This is a genomic window from Bdellovibrio bacteriovorus (assembly GCF_025558485.1).
GTDB lineage: Bacteria > Bdellovibrionota > Bdellovibrionia > Bdellovibrionales > Bdellovibrionaceae > Bdellovibrio > Bdellovibrio bacteriovorus_G.
The window spans coordinates 1275234-1297859 of the sequence record NZ_CP102930.1 but is presented as its reverse complement, the minus strand read 5'-3'; the positions used below and the strand labels follow the sequence as shown (position 1 = coordinate 1297859).

22 protein-coding genes and 1 tRNA gene are annotated in these 22626 nt (G+C 48.4%); 12 read left to right on the top strand and 11 right to left on the bottom strand.

Annotated elements, in window-relative coordinates; translation table 11 throughout:
- The first annotated feature begins 32 nt into the window (after positions 1-32).
- The 5 genes from nadA (at position 33) to EZJ49_RS06505 (ending at position 3544) form a co-directional block, all read left to right on the top strand.
- Positions 33-998, top strand: coding sequence for a quinolinate synthase NadA (nadA, locus tag EZJ49_RS06525; RefSeq protein ID WP_262555315.1), 966 nt, complete (start codon positions 33-35; stop codon positions 996-998).
- Positions 999-1017: 19 nt separating this feature from the next.
- Positions 1018-1554, top strand: coding sequence for a 4'-phosphopantetheinyl transferase superfamily protein (locus EZJ49_RS06520; protein ID WP_262555314.1), 537 nt, complete (start codon positions 1018-1020; stop codon positions 1552-1554).
- 69 nt (positions 1555-1623) lie between these two features.
- Positions 1624-2016 (top strand): hypothetical protein, encoded by a 393-nt coding sequence (locus EZJ49_RS06515; RefSeq protein WP_262555313.1) that lies wholly within the window; start codon positions 1624-1626, stop codon positions 2014-2016.
- 167 nt (positions 2017-2183) lie between these two features.
- A complete protein-coding gene (locus EZJ49_RS06510; RefSeq protein ID WP_262555312.1) occupies positions 2184-2690 on the top strand; it encodes a hypothetical protein in 507 nt (168 codons plus the stop codon).
- 104 nt (positions 2691-2794) lie between these two features.
- The gene (locus tag EZJ49_RS06505) at positions 2795-3544 is read left to right on the top strand and encodes a hypothetical protein (RefSeq protein ID WP_262555311.1); all 750 of its coding nucleotides are present in this window, start codon (positions 2795-2797) and stop codon (positions 3542-3544) included.
- Between the two features lie 2 nt (positions 3545-3546).
- On the opposite strand, the gene EZJ49_RS06500 is transcribed toward EZJ49_RS06505, so the two are convergent.
- From EZJ49_RS06500 to EZJ49_RS06475, 6 genes are all read right to left on the bottom strand, one after another.
- The gene (locus EZJ49_RS06500; protein ID WP_262555310.1) at positions 3547-4182 is read right to left on the bottom strand and encodes a hypothetical protein; all 636 of its coding nucleotides are present in this window, start codon (positions 4180-4182) and stop codon (positions 3547-3549) included.
- 93 nt (positions 4183-4275) lie between these two features.
- Positions 4276-5016 (bottom strand): L,D-transpeptidase, encoded by a 741-nt coding sequence (locus tag EZJ49_RS06495; RefSeq protein WP_262555309.1) that lies wholly within the window; start codon positions 5014-5016, stop codon positions 4276-4278.
- Positions 5017-5246: 230 nt separating this feature from the next.
- Positions 5247-5322: transfer RNA gene (locus EZJ49_RS06490), tRNA-Val, on the bottom strand.
- 65 nt (positions 5323-5387) lie between these two features.
- Entirely contained in the window at positions 5388-5945 is a 558-nt protein-coding gene (locus EZJ49_RS06485) for a hypothetical protein (protein WP_262555308.1), read from the bottom strand.
- Positions 5946-5954: 9 nt separating this feature from the next.
- On the bottom strand, positions 5955-7109 hold the full coding sequence (locus EZJ49_RS06480) for a helix-turn-helix domain-containing protein (protein ID WP_262555307.1): 1155 nt from the start codon (positions 7107-7109) through the stop codon (positions 5955-5957).
- 192 nt (positions 7110-7301) lie between these two features.
- Entirely contained in the window at positions 7302-7580 is a 279-nt protein-coding gene (locus EZJ49_RS06475; protein WP_262555306.1) for a YheU family protein, read from the bottom strand.
- A 155-nt stretch (positions 7581-7735) separates the two neighbouring features.
- On the opposite strand from EZJ49_RS06475, the gene EZJ49_RS06470 reads away from it, so the two are divergent.
- Both EZJ49_RS06470 and EZJ49_RS06465 read left to right on the top strand, forming a co-directional pair.
- Positions 7736-8878, top strand: coding sequence for a formylglycine-generating enzyme family protein (locus EZJ49_RS06470; RefSeq protein WP_262555305.1), 1143 nt, complete (start codon positions 7736-7738; stop codon positions 8876-8878).
- 125 nt (positions 8879-9003) lie between these two features.
- Positions 9004-9825, top strand: coding sequence for a hypothetical protein (locus EZJ49_RS06465; protein WP_262555304.1), 822 nt, complete (start codon positions 9004-9006; stop codon positions 9823-9825).
- 88 nt (positions 9826-9913) lie between these two features.
- Here the strand turns inward: EZJ49_RS06465 and lon are convergent, their stop codons facing one another.
- Positions 9914-12409: an endopeptidase La gene (lon, locus tag EZJ49_RS06460; protein ID WP_262555303.1), complete on the bottom strand. Its 2496-nt coding sequence runs from the start codon at positions 12407-12409 to the stop codon at positions 9914-9916.
- A gap of 335 nt (positions 12410-12744) precedes the next feature.
- Between lon and EZJ49_RS06455 the strand changes: the two genes are divergently transcribed.
- Both EZJ49_RS06455 and EZJ49_RS06450 read left to right on the top strand, forming a co-directional pair.
- Positions 12745-14271 (top strand): ATP-binding protein, encoded by a 1527-nt coding sequence (locus EZJ49_RS06455; RefSeq protein ID WP_262555302.1) that lies wholly within the window; start codon positions 12745-12747, stop codon positions 14269-14271.
- Positions 14271-14663, top strand: a complete 393-nt coding sequence (locus EZJ49_RS06450; protein ID WP_262555301.1) for a response regulator — start codon at positions 14271-14273, stop codon at positions 14661-14663. The genes EZJ49_RS06455 and EZJ49_RS06450 overlap by 1 nt, the downstream gene beginning before the upstream one ends.
- 56 nt (positions 14664-14719) lie before the next feature.
- On the opposite strand, the gene clpX is transcribed toward EZJ49_RS06450, so the two are convergent.
- Both clpX and EZJ49_RS06440 read right to left on the bottom strand, forming a co-directional pair.
- Entirely contained in the window at positions 14720-16012 is a 1293-nt protein-coding gene (clpX, locus tag EZJ49_RS06445) for an ATP-dependent Clp protease ATP-binding subunit ClpX (protein WP_262555300.1), read from the bottom strand.
- A gap of 6 nt (positions 16013-16018) precedes the next feature.
- The gene (locus tag EZJ49_RS06440) at positions 16019-16657 is read right to left on the bottom strand and encodes an ATP-dependent Clp protease proteolytic subunit (RefSeq protein ID WP_262555299.1); all 639 of its coding nucleotides are present in this window, start codon (positions 16655-16657) and stop codon (positions 16019-16021) included.
- A gap of 117 nt (positions 16658-16774) precedes the next feature.
- On the opposite strand from EZJ49_RS06440, the gene EZJ49_RS06435 reads away from it, so the two are divergent.
- Positions 16775-18277, top strand: a complete 1503-nt coding sequence (locus EZJ49_RS06435) for a leucyl aminopeptidase (RefSeq protein WP_262555298.1) — start codon at positions 16775-16777, stop codon at positions 18275-18277.
- An 82-nt stretch (positions 18278-18359) separates the two neighbouring features.
- Here the strand turns inward: EZJ49_RS06435 and EZJ49_RS06430 are convergent, their stop codons facing one another.
- Positions 18360-18992: a hypothetical protein gene (locus EZJ49_RS06430; RefSeq protein ID WP_262555297.1), complete on the bottom strand. Its 633-nt coding sequence runs from the start codon at positions 18990-18992 to the stop codon at positions 18360-18362.
- A 296-nt stretch (positions 18993-19288) separates the two neighbouring features.
- Here EZJ49_RS06430 and EZJ49_RS06425 point away from each other — a divergent pair, with 296 nt between their 5' ends.
- The gene (locus tag EZJ49_RS06425) at positions 19289-20038 is read left to right on the top strand and encodes a TIGR02147 family protein (protein ID WP_262555296.1); all 750 of its coding nucleotides are present in this window, start codon (positions 19289-19291) and stop codon (positions 20036-20038) included.
- Positions 20035-21294 (top strand): hypothetical protein, encoded by a 1260-nt coding sequence (locus EZJ49_RS06420; protein ID WP_262555295.1) that lies wholly within the window; start codon positions 20035-20037, stop codon positions 21292-21294. The genes EZJ49_RS06425 and EZJ49_RS06420 overlap by 4 nt, the downstream gene beginning before the upstream one ends.
- A 64-nt stretch (positions 21295-21358) precedes the next feature.
- Here the strand turns inward: EZJ49_RS06420 and gshA are convergent, their stop codons facing one another.
- Positions 21359-22612, bottom strand: coding sequence for a glutamate--cysteine ligase (gshA, locus tag EZJ49_RS06415; RefSeq protein ID WP_262555294.1), 1254 nt, complete (start codon positions 22610-22612; stop codon positions 21359-21361).
- Positions 22613-22626 lie beyond the last annotated feature (14 nt).

Sequence of the window (22626 nt, the reverse complement as noted above, 5' to 3'; positions counted from 1 at the left end):
CATCTGGGTTACAATAAGGCCCGAGGTTGATTATGGCTTATGATATTGCTGCTGATATTCAGCGACTTAAAAAAGAAAAAAACGCGGTCATTCTGGCTCACTACTATGAAGATGGTGATATTCAGGATATCGCGGACTATGTCGGTGACAGCTTCTATCTGGCTAAAATGGGCCAACAAGTTCAACAAGACACCATTCTGTTGGCTGGCGTTGTGTTCATGGCTGAAAGTGTGAAAATTCTAAATCCCACCAAAACGGTTCTGGTTCCAGATATGGAGGCCAGCTGTTCATTGGTAAAGGGTGCGCCTTACGACAAGTATCTGGCGTGGCGCCGTCAGCACCCCGATGGCATTGCAGTGACTTACATCAATTCCAGCGCCGAAGTGAAATCCATTTCTGATGTGATCATCACTTCTTCCAATGCCCAGCAAATCGTCGAATCCATTCCGAAAGATCGTAAGATCCTGTTTGGGCCGGATCAGCACTTGGGCCGCTGGCTTTCTAAAAAACTTGATCGCGAATTCGTTCTTTGGCCGGGCGCTTGTGAAGTGCATGTTCTTTTCAACGCGAAGAAATTGTATGAGCTGATTGCCCAGCATCCAGACGCTGTAGTGATTGCGCACCCGGAGTGTGATGAATCTGTTTTGCAATATGCCTCTGTCATCGGCTCCACTTCCCGTTTATTGGAAGAGGTTCAGAAAAATCCGGCAAAGAAATTCATCGTGGCCACAGAAACCGGCATCTTCCACCAGATGCAAAAACTGCGTCCTGATGTGGAGCTGATCCAGGCTCCGGTTATGGATTCCGGCTGTTCTTGCAACAACTGCCCTTACATGAAGATGAACTCCATGGAGAAAATCAAATACGCACTTGAAACCGCAAAGCCTCAGGTGGGTCTTGAAGAGTCCCTGCGCCTGAAGGCCAAAGTGTCTTTGGATCGCATGATGGATATCACCAGCGGCAAGCCTGTGACTTGGCCTGCGGAATTCACGGTTTAATTTTCACCCTAAGGACTCAATGCCGATGATATTCTCTGAAAGCACCCTTGAGTCCTTCCGAAATATCCTTCACTGCCCCAGCTTGCAGATTTTTGCGCACACCGATTGGGGTAGCAACAATCCTTCTCACCGCGAACTGCTGCGTGCGGAAATCCAAAAGCACACCTCAGGCACAACACTTTATCACTCGGTTTCCCACACCCATGACCTGGGCATGTTTGCCCTTTGCGAGTTCCCTATTGGTGTGGATTTAGAGATCACCTTGCGCGTGCAGGATAAGGTCGTGGCACGCATTTCTACGGACGAAGAGCTTCGCATAGCCCCCAACCCTTCCGCCCTGTGGTGCGCCAAGGAGGCGTGTTTTAAGGCGCTTAAAACCTTTGAACAGCCGTCGGTGGTTTCGCGGATTTCTGTAGGGGATTGGAAAAAAATTGATTCTCAGACTGAGACGTTCGCTCTTTTGAATTCCACAGATTTTAAATCCTCCTCTGAGGGCAGAGGAATTGTCAGACAAATTTCACAATGGAGCTTCTGCTTTTTTGTAATTCCCTCTTAACTTTGGTCGAGTCCTGCCGAAGAGTCTTATAACCGACACTAATGTAGTTTGTTTTAAGGTAGGTGACAGATGGGAAGTACAAAATACAACCGCAGAGTGGCTCCAAGGACCGAAGTCTCTCCCATTCATATTTCATATCTCACATCACTGGATGACTTTGCAAAGATCGCAAAGAACATTGAGATTATCGAGGCATCGTCCACAGGACTTTTGCTTCTGATAAAACGCGAAGATCTGATTCCATCAGCACTTCGCAAAACTCTGACTTTGGATTGCCTGATTGGAGACCGTGTCTTCATGCATCTGGAAGAAATGAATCTGGAAATCTCGGGCGTGATCACACGCACGCAGCTTCTGGGTAAAAAAGGATTCCATGTCGCCATCGACTACTCGGAAGAGGCTCCGGAATACTGGCGCGAGTGCCTGATGGACTTGCTGCCTCGTCCGGGAGAGTTGGACTAAATCACTGCTAAAACCACTTGTCGCGGGATCTTCGGGTCCCGCGATTCTTTTTTGCCCGGCTGTCCTTTTCTTTGACAGCTTCATTCTGTGAAAAGCCATTAAATCCATATCCACAAGGCACGAGGCTTGCTTTTCCCTGCTCGTATATCCATACGAGGAGATGTTCCATGAAATTCGCTTTGCCGTTACTTATCACCCCCTTGCTGACATGGATGCCCCTTGCCTTCGCTTTTGCCAGTGGCGGATCTGTATCCGGCACTATCGGTGTCAGCCTGACTATCGTAAGCGCCGGCGAAGTTTCTTCAAGCATCACCACCGAACCAGAAAAGCTGCGCACCCTAAAGGCCCTAAGCATCCTGACAGATGCCAAAGACGGGGCCGTGGTGGATGTTTATATCAATCGACAACATGTCACCTCCACCCGATCACAGAATGGAACCGTGTACTTTGAACTGAATTGGAAATCCGATGATCGTATGAATCTGGAGCTGCGGTCCGCAGGCAGACCGTTGCAAGTGCTTCAATCGGCCTATGTGACTTCAGCCAATCAGACCATTCCCAAAATGACTGTTGATGAAAAGTACAGTTACCAGCGTCAGGTTCTGGTCACCAATGAAGACGGATCACAGTCTGTGAAAACCGTCGAAGTCAAAAGCATCGTCGTTGAATACTAAACCCCGTTCGCGAAGGGCCGCTCGAACAGCGGCCTCTATGCAATCTTTTCAGCCAAGACCATTTGATTGGTCGTAACTACGACCTCCGTTTAAGATCCCGTGCAATGAAGCTTTCATTCCTGCTGTTAATACTTACCACATTCATCCCGGTCCATACCGCCGTTCAGCACATCCTGTGCCCGGCGCTGTTGCCAGATTCAGTGATGCCCCCTGCTTCTGCTACAGAAGAAATCTCAGAGACTCAGTTCACAGAGCTGTTAGATCTTTTTGCCAGAAATCATCCTGACATTATTTTTCAAGGAAGCTGGACGAACGACACTTTGAACGCGCAAGCCCTGCGCTTTGATCAAACCCGCGTGGTGGTTGTGTATGGCGGCCTTGCCCGTCATCCTTCGATGACTTTGGATAGCTTGACGTTGATGATCTGCCACGAGGTCGGCCACCATAAAGGGGGCGCTCCTTATTTCCCGGATATTCTGGGAAACATCAGTTGGGCTTCAGGTGAAGGGGCTGCGGATTATTATTCTGTTAAAGGATGTTTCAGGCAGATGGCGCAGCAACTGCCGTCACGGTCACTTAAGGTTTCCTTAAAAGAAAACATCTTGCTGGGCCAAACCTGTGAAAAGCAAAATAACGAAATCTGCTATCGGGCTTTGGTGGCTGGAGCTATCACGGCGCAGTTACAATGGCTTGTGTTACCGAAAGATTATCAGGCTCCGAGCTTAAGCAGGATGGAAGCCGTGATTGCCGAAACAACCCTGCTGGACTACCCCAGCCCGCAATGTCGCTTGGACACCTTCCGCGCCAGCGCCCTGTCTTTAGAGCGCCCGGCCTGTTGGTATCGTTCAGAATAATTTTAAAGATCCGCGAAAGTCGGCAGGCCGATTTCAGAAACCAGCACCACAGAATAGTGCGGTGGCAGGAACCAGCTTAAGGCCTCTGCAATGCCCTGATGTTCTTTGGTTGGAGGATTCCCCAAAGACTCCAAAGAAAAGGCCAGATCATAGTGCTTGCGATCCTGGCTCATCACCAAAATACGCGGGCGCAGAACCCCTTGATCGCGGAAGAATTCTTTTAGGATATTACGAACATACTGCGGAAGATATTGCGGGGAAGGCGGCCCCGCATGCAGACCCTGACCTTTTTCCATTTCCAAACTGCCTACTGGAGACTGTGCAGCCTCCTGATAGAAACGGCCGGTTTCTTTGAAGTTCCAAAGCATCCCGTAAGTGAAAACATAATCCGGATAGGATTTGCGTGGATTCACAACAAGGCCCACGCCTTTCATCGCCGCCCATTGCATGACTTTGTTGGCAGGCTCTGTCGCGTCTTCACCCGTTTCCACCAAAAGATAAGGCCAGCCATCCGGACCCTGCTGAGGAGTTTCCACTAAAAGCTTGATATTGCCCTGAGTGACGGACATGAAGAAATCAATCTCCCACTGGTGGTCACGGTTTTCATCGGGCACATTCACGATTTCGATCAAGTTCATGGAAAGCTCCTAAAACAAAAAAGGCCGGGATAACCCAGCCTTTTTATGTCCGTTTAGGAAGCAGGTCAAGCCACGCTCCCCTGTGGCGTGATACTAGTATTCCTCAACAATCACGATGGTTTCGTAACCTTGTTCGTAACGAACTTTGCCGTATTGATCATATTTTGGCTGACCGGTGCGAGTGTCCAGAACCGGAACAGAGCCTTTACCCGCCCCTGTGACCGCGCGGTGGATAGTCTGGATTTGCGCCTTGTGAACACGCACGCAACCGGAAGAAGCGCGCTGACCCAGCATCGCCTCGCCCGCTGCCTCACCACCGGAAAGATCCGGTGGCACCTGGTGAACAGCCAAACCGCGAGTTTCGTTAAAGAACATCGCAAATGGCATCTGGAACTTGGACTCGCCAGAACGGTAGTTATAGCCGTGAACGCGCTTGATTGTGAAGAAACCACGAGTGGTGTGTCTCCAGTGGGAAGATGTCGTGCCTTTGAAGATCTTATTCACAACACCACGAACTTTGCTGATGTATTCCACGTCTTCACGACCTGTGGAAACATAGGTGGAAAGCTGAAGCTGACGGTTGGTGTAAAGACGCAAAGTCTGTGCTTGAGGGCCTTTTGCAGACTTATTGATAACGATCACATTCGTGTACTGACTAAGATAAGTTTCGCCACGCAGATAAGCTTGTTCATTGAACAGACGACCGCGAGGAGCTTCGTAGGAATCCTCTGTCATCAATCTGCGCTCAAGCTCCGCCCGAGAAGCTGCGAAGGTGTTAAAAGAAGCCAGAGTGGCAACCAAAAGCAGGCCGAAGATAGCCAACATACGATTCATGAGATCTCTCCATTTGAAAAAATTGCCACTAGCGAGGCAAAATTCGTCTTTTTAATGGGTCAGCTATCTAACAGAAAGATTACGCAGATCGAACAAATATTGCGCATTGTGTAACATTTGTGTAATCAGGAAATTAGTTCATTTGAAGGGGTGCTGAATACTGAGCCACAGATTTTGGGCATAAAAAAACCACCTCGTGGGTGGTTGATTTAAACTTCCATGAAGAAGTTTGGTAGGGAATGCCGGATTCGAACCGACGACATCCACCTTGTAAGGGTGGCGCTCTACCAACTGAGCTAATTCCCTATCGTCTTGAGAGGACCATTTCTAGCAATGGTCCGTCCCTTAAGCAATCTCTTTTTTTAAAAAACCTATTTTTTTATGTCCTCGATACAGATTCTTTGGCTCAAGGTCGCTGAAATCTTCATAGTTTGCATATGAACCATTTCATCCATACCCCCGCGCTCCAAAGTACCGATGGAAAGAACCATAACCTCGTCCATTGGCATTCCTTGCAGTGGCGGTACCGGGGAATCCTTCTGGCTGATCGCCGTCATCTGAACACGGTAAATCGCCCCGCCCTTGCTGGTCATCTGAGCCAGCACCTTCAGGTGATTTTCATGACCCACTCCCGTTGCCAGGACTTTACAAGTCTCGCCGTCGAACTGCTTCACTTGAAGCTGACGAACACCTGTGGATTTTTGACGAACCACTTTCAATGCGAAGTAGGAAACGTAATCCCCTTGCTCGACTTTCCAGATACCCTGGATGTCCTGCCATGGGAATGGTTGCGCCAGATGGAACGGCCATGGAACCCAACGGTCGTCACTGGCAGGCATAATATGTTCTTCAACCTTTGCATATGCCCCTACAGAGTAAGCCATGCTGGATACAGTCACCAAAGTTGCGATTAAAATTTTGCTCAACATGAATCCCCCCTAGTGCTCGAAATGAACTCGAGCCGCTTTATTCATGTAATATCCGTTTTTGGCTCTAAAGATATACTTAGGTTTTTCATAATCCGGTTCAATCAGTTTACGCAGACGTTTGATCGTCTTAGGTTTTTCATAATCCGGTTCAATCAGTTTACGCAGACGTTTGATCGTCACGTAAATCTTATTGTCGTGGATGGCAGGATCATACGGCTGCTTCCACACATTCTCAACCAGGAATTCCTTGGAATAGATCTGCCCCTGATTTTGTACGAACAAACGCAGCAGATCCAAAAGAATAAACTGATTTTTGAAGTCAATGCGACCCAGTTTCTTTTCGATAACAGAGTGATTGGCTTCGTCAAATATGAGGTCGAAATTAGATTGAGTCTCGCCGCCGATTTTTTCAGCAAGATGGCGCACCATGCGCGACAGACGTTTATGGTTTTCACCATCAACAGATCTTTGCGCCAAAGTGATGTATGTGCGGGCCATGTCCTTGTCACCGATTTCAAAGTACGTGTCGGCCAAAGCACCCATCAGGTAATTGGACATAACCACGTTGCGAGTCTCACGAACGATGTCGTAAGCCTTCCACAAAACCTCGATGGCTTCGTCGTACTTTTTCATCTGTTTCAGGATATCAGCATTCAGGAACAAGGAAGACGCCTGCAAATCCGGCATCTGATAAACCTGGAAGAAGACCTGAAGATTGTAGATCTCTTTCAAAGCATCAGAATAACGTGCGGAAGACGGATGCGAATAACACATCGCCAGGCCAAAAATCGCGTGACAGATATCTTCTTTGTTGTCGGAAGCAAGAGCGATCGCCAGGGCCTTTTGGAGATAGTCCATAGCGGTGTCGATCTGGCCTTTGTAGGAAGCACAAACTGCGAGTGTGTAGTACGTTTTGGAATTAAGCTCGAAGCCCTCTTTAAGAACCAGGTCCTGCAGCTTTTCTTTAGCCAGGTTGATTTCTTCAAATTGCTCGCGCTCAGCATAGATGCGCAGAAGCAGGTTGATGCACTTCAAGTATTGAGAGAAATTCTTCTCGGCAAAGAAAGCCTTGGTCGCTTCCTGAAGATTGTCCACGGCAGGCGCGAACTCTCCTCGGTCGTAATAAAGCTTGCCGAGCTCGAAAGCACGATCAGTTGGGTTCATAAGTTCCTAAAACTCCAAAACAAAAAACAAATTACTCGCAGGGGACAGGTTTTTACAGATTGTCAGGAATACGTCAATGTAAGACGCGGACAGTTGCTCACAAATTAGGCATACTGAGAATTGATTTCAGGAATGTAATGAGAGACCGTGGGACAAAGTTACTTTTCTGCGGCGTGAGAGACAAAAAAAACGCTAGGAGAGCGGGTTTCCTGCCTTTTGGAAACGCTTCCATTCCTGCTCGGTCATCAGCGTGACAGACTCTGTATTGGGATCAAAGACAATGCGGACATGGCCTTTTTCAATCTGCTTTTGCAGTTGCTGCACCTTGGTTTCGTGAGCCACTTCATTCACGCCGTAATCCGTGCCTTCGCGCTGAATGAAGTTTTCAATCACACCACGCAAAGCCCCCGGGCTTAAATCATCTTTTGAAATTTCAATCGGTGGAACCGGATCTTGCGAATTTTCTCTCATACTTTCTTCCTAGATGATGCTCGTCCTATGACTGGATTTCAGTGCAATGTTGGAGGCCCAAAGACGAGTTCTTACTTTTAACATAAGGAATTTTCCAAAGTACGTCAAAAATCAGTGAAGATTATTTATAACAACAACTTTGTGAGGACTCCGAAATGTCGAAACTCCGTCTTTGTGTGCTTTGTCTGACTTTGACGACATTCTTAACCGCCTGTTCCGAGTCCTCTTCGGATAAAAAAGCTTCTCCAGACAATCAGTCGTCGGAAAACCCACCGCAAACAACACCGCCGACAGAGTCGCCGAGTCCGGAACCATCCCCTACACCAGAACCTTCGCCAGCTCCAGCTCCACAACCTGTTCCTGCTCCAGAGGAACCAACGCCAATTCCGCAACCACCTCCGGAAGAACCTACCCCAGTACCGGCTCCAGAAGAGCCAGCACCGGCGCCGGAAGAACCCGCTCCAACTCCGACACCAACTCCGGAGCCTGTTCCAGAACCAGTGCCACAACCTATTGGGACCTGTCCTGATGGTTATGAAAAAGTCGCCGCGAACTCTGACGTAAAAACAGAGGCTTATTGTATTGCGAAGTTTGAAATGAAAAACGTGTCCGGCAAAGCGGTTTCGACGGCAGCAGGGAAACCTTGGTTAGCAAACAAGGCCACAGCTCAAGAGGCTTGTGCCGCTTTGGGTGCGGACTATCGTCTGCCCACGAATGCCGAATGGAATGCAGCGGCTTTGGAAATTCACAGCAATGAGGAAAACTGGGTGGATCACAAAAAGAACGACACTCTTTACACAGGCTTTTATTCCGGATGGACCGAACCCATTGAAGTGAAAGATGTCACGAATCCGTACGATGGCACGGGCAAGAAAAAGGGCGAAGAGCGCAGAATATTTGTCCTAAGCAGTGGCGCTGTGATCTGGGACTTTGGTGGCAATGCCTGGGAATGGGTCAGTGATACCATTTACGGGAACTCGTACACTCCGGATCTTTCCAGTCACTATGGCCGGCAGTATCACAACAATAGCTGGGATGTAAAACCAGGATCAAAACAGCTCTTTGATTTCACCGGCATGACTGATGCTGGAAAGAAAGACACCTATATGGGGAATTTATTCGGCGGCAGCACCGGAAAAGTCATCCGCGGAGGAGCCGTGTGCATTCATTCCAAAGGTGTGACCGGTATCTTTGCCGCGAACATCGGCGATATCACGGCCGATGATATGCAGGCACCGGCTTCGTGGAATCTGAAGATGAACAACGTCGGCTTCCGCTGCGTGACCAAGCCTAAATAGTCCCCTGTTCAGAATATCGACAGCCTTTCAAAGCCCTCCTCAAAATGAGCGAGGGCTTTTTCATTCTTTCGGCGGCACCCGAATTGCTCCCCCCAAGACGGAATTAAAAAAATAAGGAGCGTTCCATGAGATTACAGAATATCGCACGTATGGCGTCTGCCGTTCTCACCGTATCGAGCCTGTGGATTTCCCAAGCGGAGGCCAAACAAGCCCCTACCAATAAAGCTGAGTTCTGTGCCATGACCACGCAGGATTACAGGGATCTGCTGATGAAAAAGGAAAACCATCTGGCCTTTGTGAATGAAGGTGGCATCGGCGGTCAGGGTGTGTGCTGGTGGCATTCCATGTTCACACGCAATGCGACTTATCTGGCAATCTATCGTCCGGAACTTCCCCGTCCCACCCGCTCTGAAGCCCGCCAGATTATCGAGGATATTTCCGCAAACCGTGGTGTGGTTGACATTCCGGGCTTTAGAAATCTGGAAGAGTTTTCCGCGGCTCACCGCGATCAGATTCAGGCGTCTTTGGATGCCGGACAGATCGTCGATGGCGGTATTCTGTTTGGCTGGGTTCGCGGAGTAACCGGGAATCACGAGGTCCATCCACAGCAGCTTGAAAACATGATGAACGATCTTTACAGCGAAGTGCGCAGTGGTCGCGTGGCTTATCAGATGCTGCAAATCGAAGGCATCATGGCACATGCCTGGCTGGTAGTGGATATGGAACGCGACGGTGATGGTTATATCCTGAAGGTTCTGGACAGCAACTATCGTGATGTTTATAAGGTTTACTACAAACGCGGCATGAAGCAGTTGCTGGATTATGACTCTGTTCCATACACCAGCCGCAATGCCGTCGATTATCAGGGTTACAAGAATGCCAAGGCATCCTTCTGCAAACGCGGAATGACGGCCAAGGACATCCGCGATCAGCGCAGTAACCGCTAAAAAACAAAACTTCCAAAAGAAAAAGGCCGGTATCACTACCGGCCTTTTTTATTCGAACCAAATCGAATTCCTAAATTTTCAATTTCTATCAGTGGTGATGAACCGACTGACCTGTGTACTGAGCTTTGATTCCGAACTCGCGCTCCTTTTGAATCTTGAACAATTCTTTCGGAGACTTGATGTCCAGAGCATTGATCAGAACCTGATCCACATGATCCACCAAGATCACTTTCAGATCCTTCATAACATCCTTAGGGATGTCCTTAAGATCTTTTTCGTTCTCTTTAGGACAGATAATCAGCTTGATGCCACCGCGGTGAGCAGCAAGGATCTTCTCTTTCAGACCACCGATGGCCATCACACGACCGCGAAGGGAAACTTCACCCGTCATCGCCACTGTGCGCTTCACAGGGACTTTCATGATCGCTGACACGATGGAAGTCGTCAGTGCGATACCTGCAGAAGGACCGTCCTTAGGAACTGCACCCTCTGGCAAGTGGATGTGCACGTCGATGTTAGAGAAGTATTCTTTGTCCAAACCGAACAAAGGACCTCTGGATCGAACATAGCTCATCGCAGCCGCACAAGATTCTTTCATCACATCACCCAGCTGACCCGTCACAGTGAACTTGCCTTTACCAGGCACCACGCTCACCTCGACAGCCAGAAGGTCACCGCCCACTTCCGTCCAAGCCATACCGTTCGTCAGACCGATTTCGTTTTCTGTCTCGATCATACCGAACTTGTACTTGTGCGGACCCAGAAGCTCGACCAGTTTCTGCGGAGTAACCACATAACCTTCGTTCTTCTTCGTGGAGGTCTTCGCTGTTTTCGCGCCTTTTTTGGCAGCAACAGCTTTTTTCTCTGTTTTAGCTTCGGCTTTGAAGTTTTCCAAAGTTTCGTTCATCACGATATCTTTGGCGACCTTACGAGCCACGTTTGCAAACTGTCTTTCCAGGTTACGAACGCCCGCTTCACGAGTGTAGTAGCGGATCACATCGCGGATGGTGTCATCCTTGATGGTGACTTTGTAGTCTTTCAAGCCGTGGTTTTCCAACTGCTTAGGAACCAAGTAGTTCTTCGCAATGTGGAATTTCTCCTGCTCGATATAACCTTCAAGATTGATGATCTCCATACGATCCAAAAGAGGTCTTGGAATCGTGTGCAAGGAGTTCGCTGTCGCGATAAACATCACTTTGGACAGGTCATATTCAAGCTCCAGATAGTGATCCTGGAAGTTGTTGTTCTGCTCAGGGTCCAAAACCTCAAGCATCGCAGCCGCCGGGTCACCACGGAAGTCATTGGCCATTTTGTCGATTTCATCCAGAAGAACCAGTGGATTACCTTTGTCCACTTTACGAAGCGCCTGCAGGATTTTACCTGGCATCGCACCCACGTATGTTTTTCTGTGACCACGAATTTCCGCTTCGTCACGCACGCCACCCAAAGAGATACGCGCGAATGGACGATTCAAAGATTCCGCGATGGATCTTGCCAAGGAAGTTTTACCCACCCCTGGAGGGCCCGCCAGACACAAGATAGGGCCTTTCATATCTTTGGAGATGCTCAATACAGCCAGGTACTCCAAGATACGGTCTTTGACTTTTTCCAGACCCCAGTGATCGTCATCAAGAATGCGCTGGGCATTTTTGATGTCGTGTTTTTCTTCTGTGTAGTCAGCCCAAGGCAAAGAAAGAACCCAGTCGATGTAGTTGCGAACAACTGTCGCTTCCGCAGACATAGGTGACATCATTTTGAGCTTTTTAATCTCTTTCATGACCTTGTCTTTGGCTTCCTGGCTCATTTTTTTGTTCTTGGTCTTGATCTCAAGATCCTGAAGCTCTGCCTGGTAGTCGTCTTTTTCACCAAGCTCCTTCTGAATCGCCTGCATCTGTTCGTTCAGGTAGTACTCTTTTTGAGAGCGCTCCATCTGTTTTTTCACGCGGGTGCGGATCTTCTTTTCCACTTCAAGGATTTCGATCTCGCCCGTCATCAGGTTCAGAAGATGTTCCAGACGTTTGGAAGGATCAACGATCTCCAAAACGGTCTGCTTATCTTCAAGTTTCAAGTTCAATTGAGCTACGATGATATCTGCAAGCTCCCCTGGATTCTCGATCGTGGAAACACGCATTAGAATCTCTGGCGGGATGCGCTTATTCAGTTTCACGTAAGTCTCGAACGTTCCTTTGACGGAGCGAACCAAGGCCTGCGCTTCAACGATATTCGTAGGATCTTCATCAAGGGCCTCAACAGCCACCGTGAAGAAGTTTTCATTGTTTACGAAATTCTTAATCTTTACGCGGCGTTTACCTTCCACCAGAACTTTCACAGTTCCATCTGGCAAACGAAGCAATTGGATGATCGTTCCAACAGTACCGATAGCAAAGATGTCTTTGGGTTCGGGATTATTGGTTTTGGCGTCTTTTTGAGCGGCCAAAACGATGTCGGTTTGTTTGCTCATCGCCTCTTCAAGAGCATTGATGCTCTTTTCACGACCGACAAACAAAGGCATCATCATATGCGGAAAAATGATGAGGTCTCTTAGGGGCAAAAGTGGTAGTTGTTGTACTTTTCCCTCGCTCATATCCTCTCCCTCCCTGTGGGTTAACGAGCAGGCTCGTTCCTACTTAGAACCGAACCAAATCTGCTTCGGTTAAAACTCCTTCTCAACCATGAGCAAATTCTTATACTCAGTCTAACTATGTGAACGATTACTGGGAAGTAAATATATTGCAGAAAAAAAGACTTCTGGCCCTGTCTGCGAGTCCAATTTGCCCTTATTTTAGGCATCATAAAGAAGCCTAATGCTAACCGATAATTATTCTAATAAGTGGCGGAAATTGAGAATCTTTCCTAATTGTAATTCCGGGCCCAAACATTTTGATACCCTTTTAGTCCATTTGGTTCGATAAGTGCTATGTGACACCCAGAGACAGCAAAAGATGGTTCCGCACCAACTCGCTATCGCTCAAGCTGCTCATAGCGACTTGGGCCGTCAGCTCGTTTGCGACACTGATTCTTACCGCATTCCAACTCATCATGGACTATCAAAGAGACTTTGATAAGTTACAGAACAACTTTACCATCATCAAAAACTCCTACCTGGATTCCATGGCCGAACACCTGTGGTCCTATGACACTCGACTTTTGGAGATCCAGCTTGATGGTCTGGGCCGTTTGCAAGGTGTAAGTTATCTGCGTCTGGTGGCCGACAATAAAACCATCTACGAAACTGGCAAATCCGATCCCACTGAAGAAAGTCACAAGCGTTTTGATATCTATCACAAAAACACCAACGAGGTTCTGGGTGCGTTGGATGTTGAGTTGGACGTCAAAAGCCTGCGCGAAAAATATTTTCAGGAAGCAATTTGGATCTTCATTCGTCAGGCGGCCAAAACCGCAGTCGTAGTGCTGTTCCTGTACTTCATTTTCAACCGCATTCTGGTTGTGCATATTCAGCATATTGCGCGCTACTTAAGCGAAAATCGCGGACGTGATGCCAGAGATCTTGAATTAAAGCGCCGTCCACATAAAGGCCAGGACGAGCTGGATGTCCTGGTGGAGTCCATCAACCAGTTCCGCTCCGAACTTCTGGAGGCCAATCAGAAGCTGGAAAGCCTGAACCAGGCTTTGGAACAAAAAGTCGCGGAAAGAACCCGCCAGTTAACGACCAAAAACGAAAGCCTGGAAAAGGCGATGTTACAGATCAAGCGCATGCAGGCCACTTTGGTGGCTCAGGAACGTCTGGCCTCTTTGGGAAGCCTGACGGCCAGTGTGGCGCACGAAATTCGCAATCCGCTGAATTTCGTCCTGAACTTCTCAGAACTGCTGACAGATTCGGAAAATCTGGAAGAGATCAAGGAAATCAGCCGCGTGATCCTGAAGCACAGCCAGCGCATTGACCAGATCGTGCGCTCGATGCAGATTCTCTCTGGTTACGACAGCGATGTTCTGGAAAATGCGGATCTGAACGAGATCGTTAAAAAAGCCTATCAGGATACAATCTCCACACGCTCTTTGGGCTCCAGCTACGTGCCGCCCAAGGTGACCTACCGTCTGGGCGATTCCATGCAGGTGCCGGTCTATACCGCCTCCCTGCTTCGCGCACTTTCCAACATCATCGACAACTCGATTCATGCTTTGGAAAAGAAAGTCCGCAGCAATAAAAACTTCGAGCCGGAGCTCGTATTGTCCACAGTCGTCCGCGGTGACTCTGTGGACATCGTCATCCGCGACAATGGTGTGGGGATTCCGACAATTTTGGGTGAAAAAATCTTTGATCCTTTCCTGACGACGAAATCTGCGGGTGAAGGGGCTGGACTCGGACTGACGGTTGCATTTAATATTGCCCAGAAACACGGGGGCACTTTAAAATACAACAGCGAGTTCGGGCAATGGACAGAATTTGTGATGTCCCTGCCCCTTACACACGAGAGACCGAGCTGATGATCCATATTGTGATAGTCGATGATGAAGCAGACACACATCTGCTTTATAAACTGAAGTTCAAAAAGCTGTTTGCCCACTGGGGCGAATTGAATCTGGTGTCTTTTTTGAACGCGCAGGACTGTCTGGATTACTTAAAAAACCCCGAAAACAAGCCGGTGGATCTGATTCTTTCCGACATTAATATGCCCGGTATGGACGGCTTTGAGCTGCTTAAAGAGGTCCACGGCATGAAACTGGATATGCCCTTTTACATGGTCAGTGCCTATGAGTCCTCTGAATTCCGCACCAAGGCTGAATCTTTAGGAGCCACACGCTTTCTAAGCAAACCCGTGGACTTTCACCGACTGGGCGAAGCCGTTCGCCAGGATCTGAACCTTTCCGAACAATAAAAAAGCCCCAGGTTTCCCTGAGGCTTCTTGTGTTTTTGTTTTATCCAAGCCCTGTACTAAGCAGAGCTTTTCTTTTTCGCTTCTTCTTCAGCCTGAATTTCCTCGTCCGTTTTATAGACAAGCATCGGCTGAGAGCCTTCGTTGATCACGTTTTCATCGATAACCACTTCCTTCACATTTGTTTTAGAAGGAATATCGTACATCACGTCCAGCATCGCTGTTTCGATCACACCACGCAGACCACGGGCACCGGTCTTACGTTTCAGGGCCATTTGAGCCACTGCACGCAAAGCCTTGTCTGTGAATTTCAACTCAACACCCTCGAAGCTGAACAGCTTTTGGTATTGCTTGATGATCGCATTCTTAGGACGAACCAGAATGTCGAGTAATGCCTCTTCATCCAACGGCGCCAGAACTGCAATCGCTGGCAAACGACCGATGAACTCTGGAATCAAACCGAATTTGGAAAGGTCATCCGGCTCCACTTTGGAAAGCAGGTTGGCACTCTTTTCCACTTCCTCGGAAGTGCGAATGTCCGCTGCGATACCCATGGTTTTGTTCGTCGTTCTTTGTTCAATAATTTTATCCAAACCTACGAACGCACCACCCACGATGAAGAGGATGTTCGTCGTATCCACTTGAATAAATTCCTGCTGAGGATGTTTACGACCGCCCTTTGGAGGCAGATTCGCCACAGTGCCCTCGAGGATTTTCAGCAACGCCTGCTGCACGCCCTCACCACTCACGTCACGCGTGATGGACGGGTTTTCAGACTTACGAGAGATCTTGTCGATCTCATCCACGTAGATCACGCCTTTTTGGGCTTTTTCCACGTCGTAGTCTGACGCCTGAAGCAGATTCAAAACAACGTTTTCAACGTCTTCACCGACATAACCGGCTTCCGTCAAAGTCGTCGCATCGGCCATTGCAAATGGCACATTCAGAACCTTGGCAATTGTCTGCGCCAGCAAAGTCTTACCGGAACCTGTCGGACCGATCAGAAGGATGTTGGATTTCTGCATTTCCACGTCAGCAGATTTCTTACCCTGAGCCATTGCGTTCACACGCTTGTAGTGATTGTGAACTGCAACTGCCAAAGTTTTCTTGGCTTGCGTCTGACCGATCACATAGTCATCAAGATAAGTTTTGATATCCGCCGGCTTTGGAACTTTAAAGGTCCCTTTGACCGCCGTTTCTCTCTCTTTTTCCTCGTCAATGATATCATTGCAAAGGTCAATACACTCGTCGCAGATATAAACGCCCGGACCCGCGATTAATTTCTTAACCTCTTTTTGGCCCTTGCCACAGAAACTGCATCTCAAAGCACCGTTGGTATCTTTAGTCGTCATCTGCTCTTATCCTTTTTTCGCCTTACGGGATTCAACCACATGGTCAAGCAAACCGAATTCTTTCGCCTGATATGGATCCATGAAGTTATCGCGTTCCATAGCAGCTCTCAAGGTGTCGTAGTCTTTGCCAGTGTGTGTCTCGTAGATACGAGTCAATTTCTCTTTTGTTTTCACCAGTTCGTTGGCGTGGATTTCGATGTCAGTCACCTGACCGGACAAGCCGCCACCGGACAACAAAGGCTGATGGATCATAATACGAGTGTTCGGAAGGCTGTAACGCATGCCCTTTGTCCCTGCTGTCAGCAACAAAGAACCCATGCTTGCGGCCATACCCATGCAATAGGTCGCCACGTCACACTTTACGAACTGCATAATATCGTAGATCGCCAGCCCCGCAGACACGCTGCCCCCTGGGGAGTTGATATACAAATGAATCGGTTTTTCAGGGTTGTCCACTTCCAGGAACAGGAACTGGGCGATGATAGCGTTGGCCACCTCGTCTGTCACTGCCGTACCCAGAATCACGATACGGTCTTTAAGTAGGCGGGAGTAAATATCGTAAGATCTTTCACCCTTTGAGGTTTGCTCGATGACGTAAGGAATGAGTGCCACTGCTGTCTCCTGTGGTTGTGATTGAGGTGTCATTCTGTGCTACCTATCGGAATACTGGCGCAGGACTTTATCAAAAAGCCTTTGACCCTTAAATCTGCTGTGCTACACCTAGTAACGCACAACAAAACCGAATAATTTTAAGGGGTTTTTATGGCTTTCAACTTACTCAATAAAGACATCGACACACTGACCTGCCCGGCTTTGGTCGTGTTTTCTAAGTCTTCTTCTCAAAAAGACAAGCTCGCAAAAGTGACTCATTCTGAGCTTCACAAAGCTTTGCTGCCTTCTTTGGAGGAAAAAACAATCACAGGCAAGCACCAGGAATGCGTTGTTTTCCGTGAGTTCAGCTTCAAAGGCTTCCGTCACATCATCGTGGTGGGTCTTGGTAAAGAAAACGAAATCTCTCACGAGTCCGTTCGTCAATCCATGGCTTCCGCTTACGAGGCGATCAAGTCCCTGAACCTGACTGAAGCAGCGATCCACTTTGATGGCATCACTGCTGGCAAAAAAGACGCTGCTGACTTTGCAAAAGCCACAGCAGAAGGTCTGATCCTGACTTCTTACGTTTTCAACGAATTGATGTCCGGCAAAAAAGACGCAAAAGAAATCAATGTCCATGTTGTTTCAAAAATGGGTAACGACAAAACCGTAAAAGCTGCTTTCAACGAAGGCGCTATTTTGGGTTCTGTTGTAAACTTCTCCCGCCGTTTGGGTGACATGCCAGGCAACCTGATGACTCCAACCATCCTTGCGAACCACGCCGTTGAAGGCGCAAAAGGTGTTGCGAATCTGAAAGTGACTGTTTGGGACAAAGCGCGCATCAAAAAAGAAAAAATGGGCGGCCTTTTGGGCGTTTCCAACGGTTCTGATCAAGAGCCTCGCTTCATCATCATGGAATACAAAGGCGCAGCAGCTTCCAAAAAGCCTGTGTGCTTCGTGGGTAAAGGTCTGACTTTTGACTGCGGTGGTATTTCCATTAAGCCGGGCGCTGGCATGGAAGAAATGAAATTCGACATGTGCGGTGGCGCGAACGTGATTGGCACATTGCTGGCGATTGCGAAGCTAAAACTGAAAGTCAACGCAGTTGGCTTGGTGGCTTCCACTGAAAATCTAATCAATGGCTCTGCAACAAAACCAGGCGACGTTCACACGGCTCGCAATGGTAAAACATTTGAAGTGAACAACACAGATGCCGAAGGCCGTCTGATTCTGGCGGATGCTTTGTCTTACGCAACTGAGCTTGAGCCTCAGATGATCGTGGATGCTGCGACTTTGACTGGTGCAATGGTTATTGCTTTGGGTAACACTCACACAGGTTACTTCACTCGCAACGCCGCTTTGAAAACCAAAGTTGAAAAAGCCGCTGGTGAATCCGGTGAATGGGTATGGAACATGCCATTGACGGATTTCCACGTGAAAGACATGAAGGGCACTTACGCGGACCTTTCCAACATCTCTTCCGGCAAGGGTGCAGGCTCTGCAACAGCAGCAGCTTTCCTTGAGCAGTTCGTTGGTGAAGGCATCCCTTGGGCGCACTTCGATATCGCTGGCACTGGCTGGGCTGTAGGCAACCGTTTGCCTTACTGCTCTAAGAAAGGTGCTTCCGGAGCTATGATCCGTACTTTCGTTGAAATTGCGAAACAGTACACATAGTCCTTGGCTGATTTAGGCATAAAAAAATCCCCCACGCTGAAGAAGCCTGGGGGATTTTTATTTTTAAAATGAACAAATTTTATTACCAGATAAAGACAACCGGATGACCCAGGGTTTGCGCCACTTCAGGCCCCTCGACCACCAAGGCCTCTGAAGCACTTTCATTCACCAGCTTCACGGATTTCAGCAGCCACGTGCGCGGCCAGTCTTCAGGAAGATTGGTAAAACGAACGGTGACTTTCGGACCTTCGTTGAACTGGAACTCCCCATCACCGGGTCTTTCCCCAAGAATACGCGCCACGGGAACATACAGTGCATTGATGCGGGACATATCTTCAGAGAAATCACAGCGGCCTTCGACTTCCATTTGTGGCTTGTCGCCACCCACAGAAACACCTTCGGCCTCAAAGTTCAGGAATACTTTTTGGAATTCCTGACAAGCCAGTTTTTTCGTACCCCGTTCATCAACATAAACGAAATGGCCCAGAGCAATGCCTGCGCCCTGGCTGTTTTTTTTGATTTCCAGACCTGTCAGCAGTCTTTGTTTAACAGCTTCCTGAAGTTTCTCGCCGCTTAAGTGAGAGAAATCAAAACTATTTCTAACAGCTGCGGGATCACGATTGATTTGATATTCATCTGTGTTGGACTTCAACAGGCCATAGCCAGCCAGAAAACAAAACGTGAAAAGCCCCGCCCCACCTAAGATTTTTCTCATATTTAAAGTGTCCTTTTTATTAGAGTATCACGGTGATTTCAGCACACATTCTATTTTGTTTTTTGCTGGATTTTAGTCGCGAAAACCGACCTTGGAAGACTCTGTTTGTCCCGGAAATCCCCCACCAAAATCCAGCCACCAAGCCACCGCGATGTGTGAAATATTTTCGCCCTTTTCAGAGCGGTAATGCTTTTTGCCGTGAAAAGCCGGTAATTACCAATGCGATTTAGTCTCTGGTTTAAGGGCGCCCATTTGGCCTTTGACACCCCCGGAAGGCTTGGGCCATATACCCACAAATGAACAAAACATCCGAGTTCTTACTGAACGAATATCAAAGACGCCGCAATTCTGCGCCGGCTCTTACCAACGCGCAGTTTGCCAAGATCCTGGGCATTCCTTCCAGCCGCTTAAGTGATTACATCAACGGCCGTCGCATCATGACTGTCGCCATCGGCAAACAGGTTATCAAGGGCCTGGGCCTGCCTGAATCAGAGTTCGATCACCTTAAAGGTTTGATCGAATTTGATAAACGCAAAATCAAAACTTTGCAGCCGGAAGTGCAATTGCAGGATGACGAATTTGCCGTCATCAGCGACTGGTACCACTTCGCCATTCTGGCGCTTGTTCCGGTAAAAACCTTCCAGCCCAATGCCAACTGGATTGCAGATCGTTTGAATATCCCCGTAGAGGTCGCTCAGGCTGCGATTGAAAGACTTTGCCGTGTGGGCCTGCTGGAAGTCAGCGGCGGCAAATTCAACGTCACACACAAGCAGCTTGAAACCACCAGCAACATCCCTTCAGAATCCCTGCGCCGTTCTCACAAACAAACTCTGGTGCAAGTGCTGGACACCATGGATCGCATTCCTCTGGATCTGCGCGATATCACATCCATCACTTTCCCGATGAACCGTAAAAAAATTCCCGAGGCAAAACGTCTGATCAAGAACTTCCGCCGCAAAATGGCGACGCTTATGACTCAGGGACCGAAAACGGATGTTTATAATCTGAATGTTCAACTTGTACCTGTAACAAAGGTAAGCAAATGAAACTTCTTAGCCTGATTCTTGTTTTCGCTTCAACTTTAAGCGCTGCCTGTGCCGAAGCCAACAATTGGTATGATCGCGGCAATGCTGGTTTTGTACTGGCCTGTGCCGGTAAAAAGCCTGTGGTTCTGGACCTGCATGAAAACTCCACTCGCCAGCTGGGGAAAATTCAGTTTTCTTCCGCCACCACTGTCACTGCAAAAGCTTTGGATATTATTTCCCGTCTGGATTCTTATGATGGCGGACGCGCTGCGCAATACAAGTCCTGGGCACTAAGCTTCTTTAACGAGGCCCAGTGGATTCACGATGCGGCTTTCAACCAGACACCGGATCTGGGCATGGTGATCATTCCCAATGATTGCCGCCTGGAACAGGTCATCTTCCAAAGAAATCCTTCTGTCCTGAATAAAACCCGTTACATGATTGACGAAAATCTGTGGAGCCAACTCGACAGCGACAACCAGGCCGCTTTGATCGTGCATGAAATCATCTATCGTGAATTTATGAACAGCGTGACCAAAGAGCTGGCTTCTGAACGTATTCGTATCTTCAATCTGGTGGCACATACAAACGCACTTCAAGGCCTGACATTGCCTGAATACATTGCCTTGCTTCAGGAGCTTCACTTCACAAGCTATATCAGTCAGAACTTGAAATTTACAATTGGCTTTGCATCCTACGACAAGGGCTGGCTGAATCTGCCGCTGACTTTGAATGCCGACGGAAATGTCATCAAAGGCACTCTGGCAGCCCAGCAGACTTTCATTCGCAAGCATATCAGCTACAGCTGCAACACAACGGAACTGGCGGCATTGGGTCTGGTAAAACTGGATGACAACGGAACTCTGCGCACTCTCAACGTTCAGGATGACTTTGACACCCATCTCTGTGGACTGCCGTTTACCACCATCCCGGGCGATGACGGACCTATCACGATTTCAGGCACTGTGTGGAGTTTCGATGAAAACGAACAACCGCTCTACATCAGTGGCGTTCCTGACCGTGCCCATCACAGCTTCACATACAAAGGCACCACTTACGAAGTTCAGACCAGCGCGCTTCAACAGGAAGCTTATTCCGCAACATACTACTTTGACAGCGCCTTGAATCTGACTGCTCTGGATCTGGGTGGGAATGCCTGCCGAAACGAAAAGACCCGGCATGTGGTCTTCTCCCGAACCACAAGTCCGGCTTCGGCTCTGGTGCTTTCTCTGGATACGCAGGGGAATTTGAAATCCTCAATTCCGTCCTGCTACTAAATCTGAAAATAAAAAAGGCCCGCTCTGACTAAGACGGGCCTTTTGCTTTTCTGAAACTTGATATCTATTTCCCGCAGCCCACCGGCGTATAGCCTTTAAAGACCGCACCCATTTCCTGAGCCTCCATGGCAATTGCCAGCAGCCCCAGTTTCGCAGTCCAGCCATAGACGTTTTCCTGAGGACAGCCCGGTGTATTAATCGCCAGATCCGAAACACATAGACGCTTATAAACCGCCCCTGGACTGTTCAGACTTTCCGTGGAGCTTTTCTCTGCATGCGTGCGCAGGAAGCCACCGGCCAGTTCACAGCCCAGCATATAGATCACAGGCTCAGCACTGGCACCGTCAGCCTCAACGATGGAAGGAATGCCTTCCTGAATAATAACCTCTTCCACGTCACGACCACCTTTGGCGGCTTTCATTTTTTTGCGGGATTTATAAGACCAGGATTTCACTTCCTCGCCAGAGCCCACACGAATCACCGCCAGTCCGTAAGTTCCGGCGTTGTTCTTAACAAAGACGAAGGGTTCCTGATTGATTCCGCGTTTTTTATATTCTTCGCGCAGATGGTTCAGCATCTGATCCACTTTTTCCGCCAAAGCGTTGCGACTGTTTTCATCACCAATATCAAAGTGTTCAAACAGTTCTGTTTCCACACGCAGCAGGAACGGATCAATCTTTGCCACTTCAGCAAATTCACTGGCCAGTTGGTTGTAGTATTTAAAGTACGTACTTTTCTTTCTTTGATACCAACCCAGCTCTCTTGGCGGATTCATGGGAAACTCGCTCATTGTCGGCGCCCATTCCTCGTAAGCTTCAGAAAAATCATTGTTGCTGATAATCAGATCCGGAGTGAAGGATTTGAGAAGCTCCCCGTCCTTCAGTGCAGAATGAACAGTGACTTCGTTGCCCGCAGAGCTGGTCAGTTTTAACGGCTCCGGCAGTTCGCGCGGAATGGCCACCTTCACAACGCGCTCTGTGGATTCGATCAGCTTGCGGATGGTGTGCACATTTTCCCAGTAGAACGCGTTATTTGTGTGTTCTTCTGTCACCAGCATAATGTTTTTGATCGCCGGTCCGTAGTGCTTCGTGATGTATTTATCCATCAAGGCCACGGCAGATTCTTTATCTGTCGGACAGATGTTGTTAAAACCCGCCGGGAAAATATTGGCATCCACATTGGAAATCTTGTAACCGGAATCCCGGATATCGTAGCTGGAATAAATCGGATAGGACATATTCGCTGTCTTGGAGGCAAACCAAGCGCAGATTGCATTCATATTGGCGAGTGTTTGTTGGTGCAGAATCAGTTTCGCCATAGTATCTCCTTCGT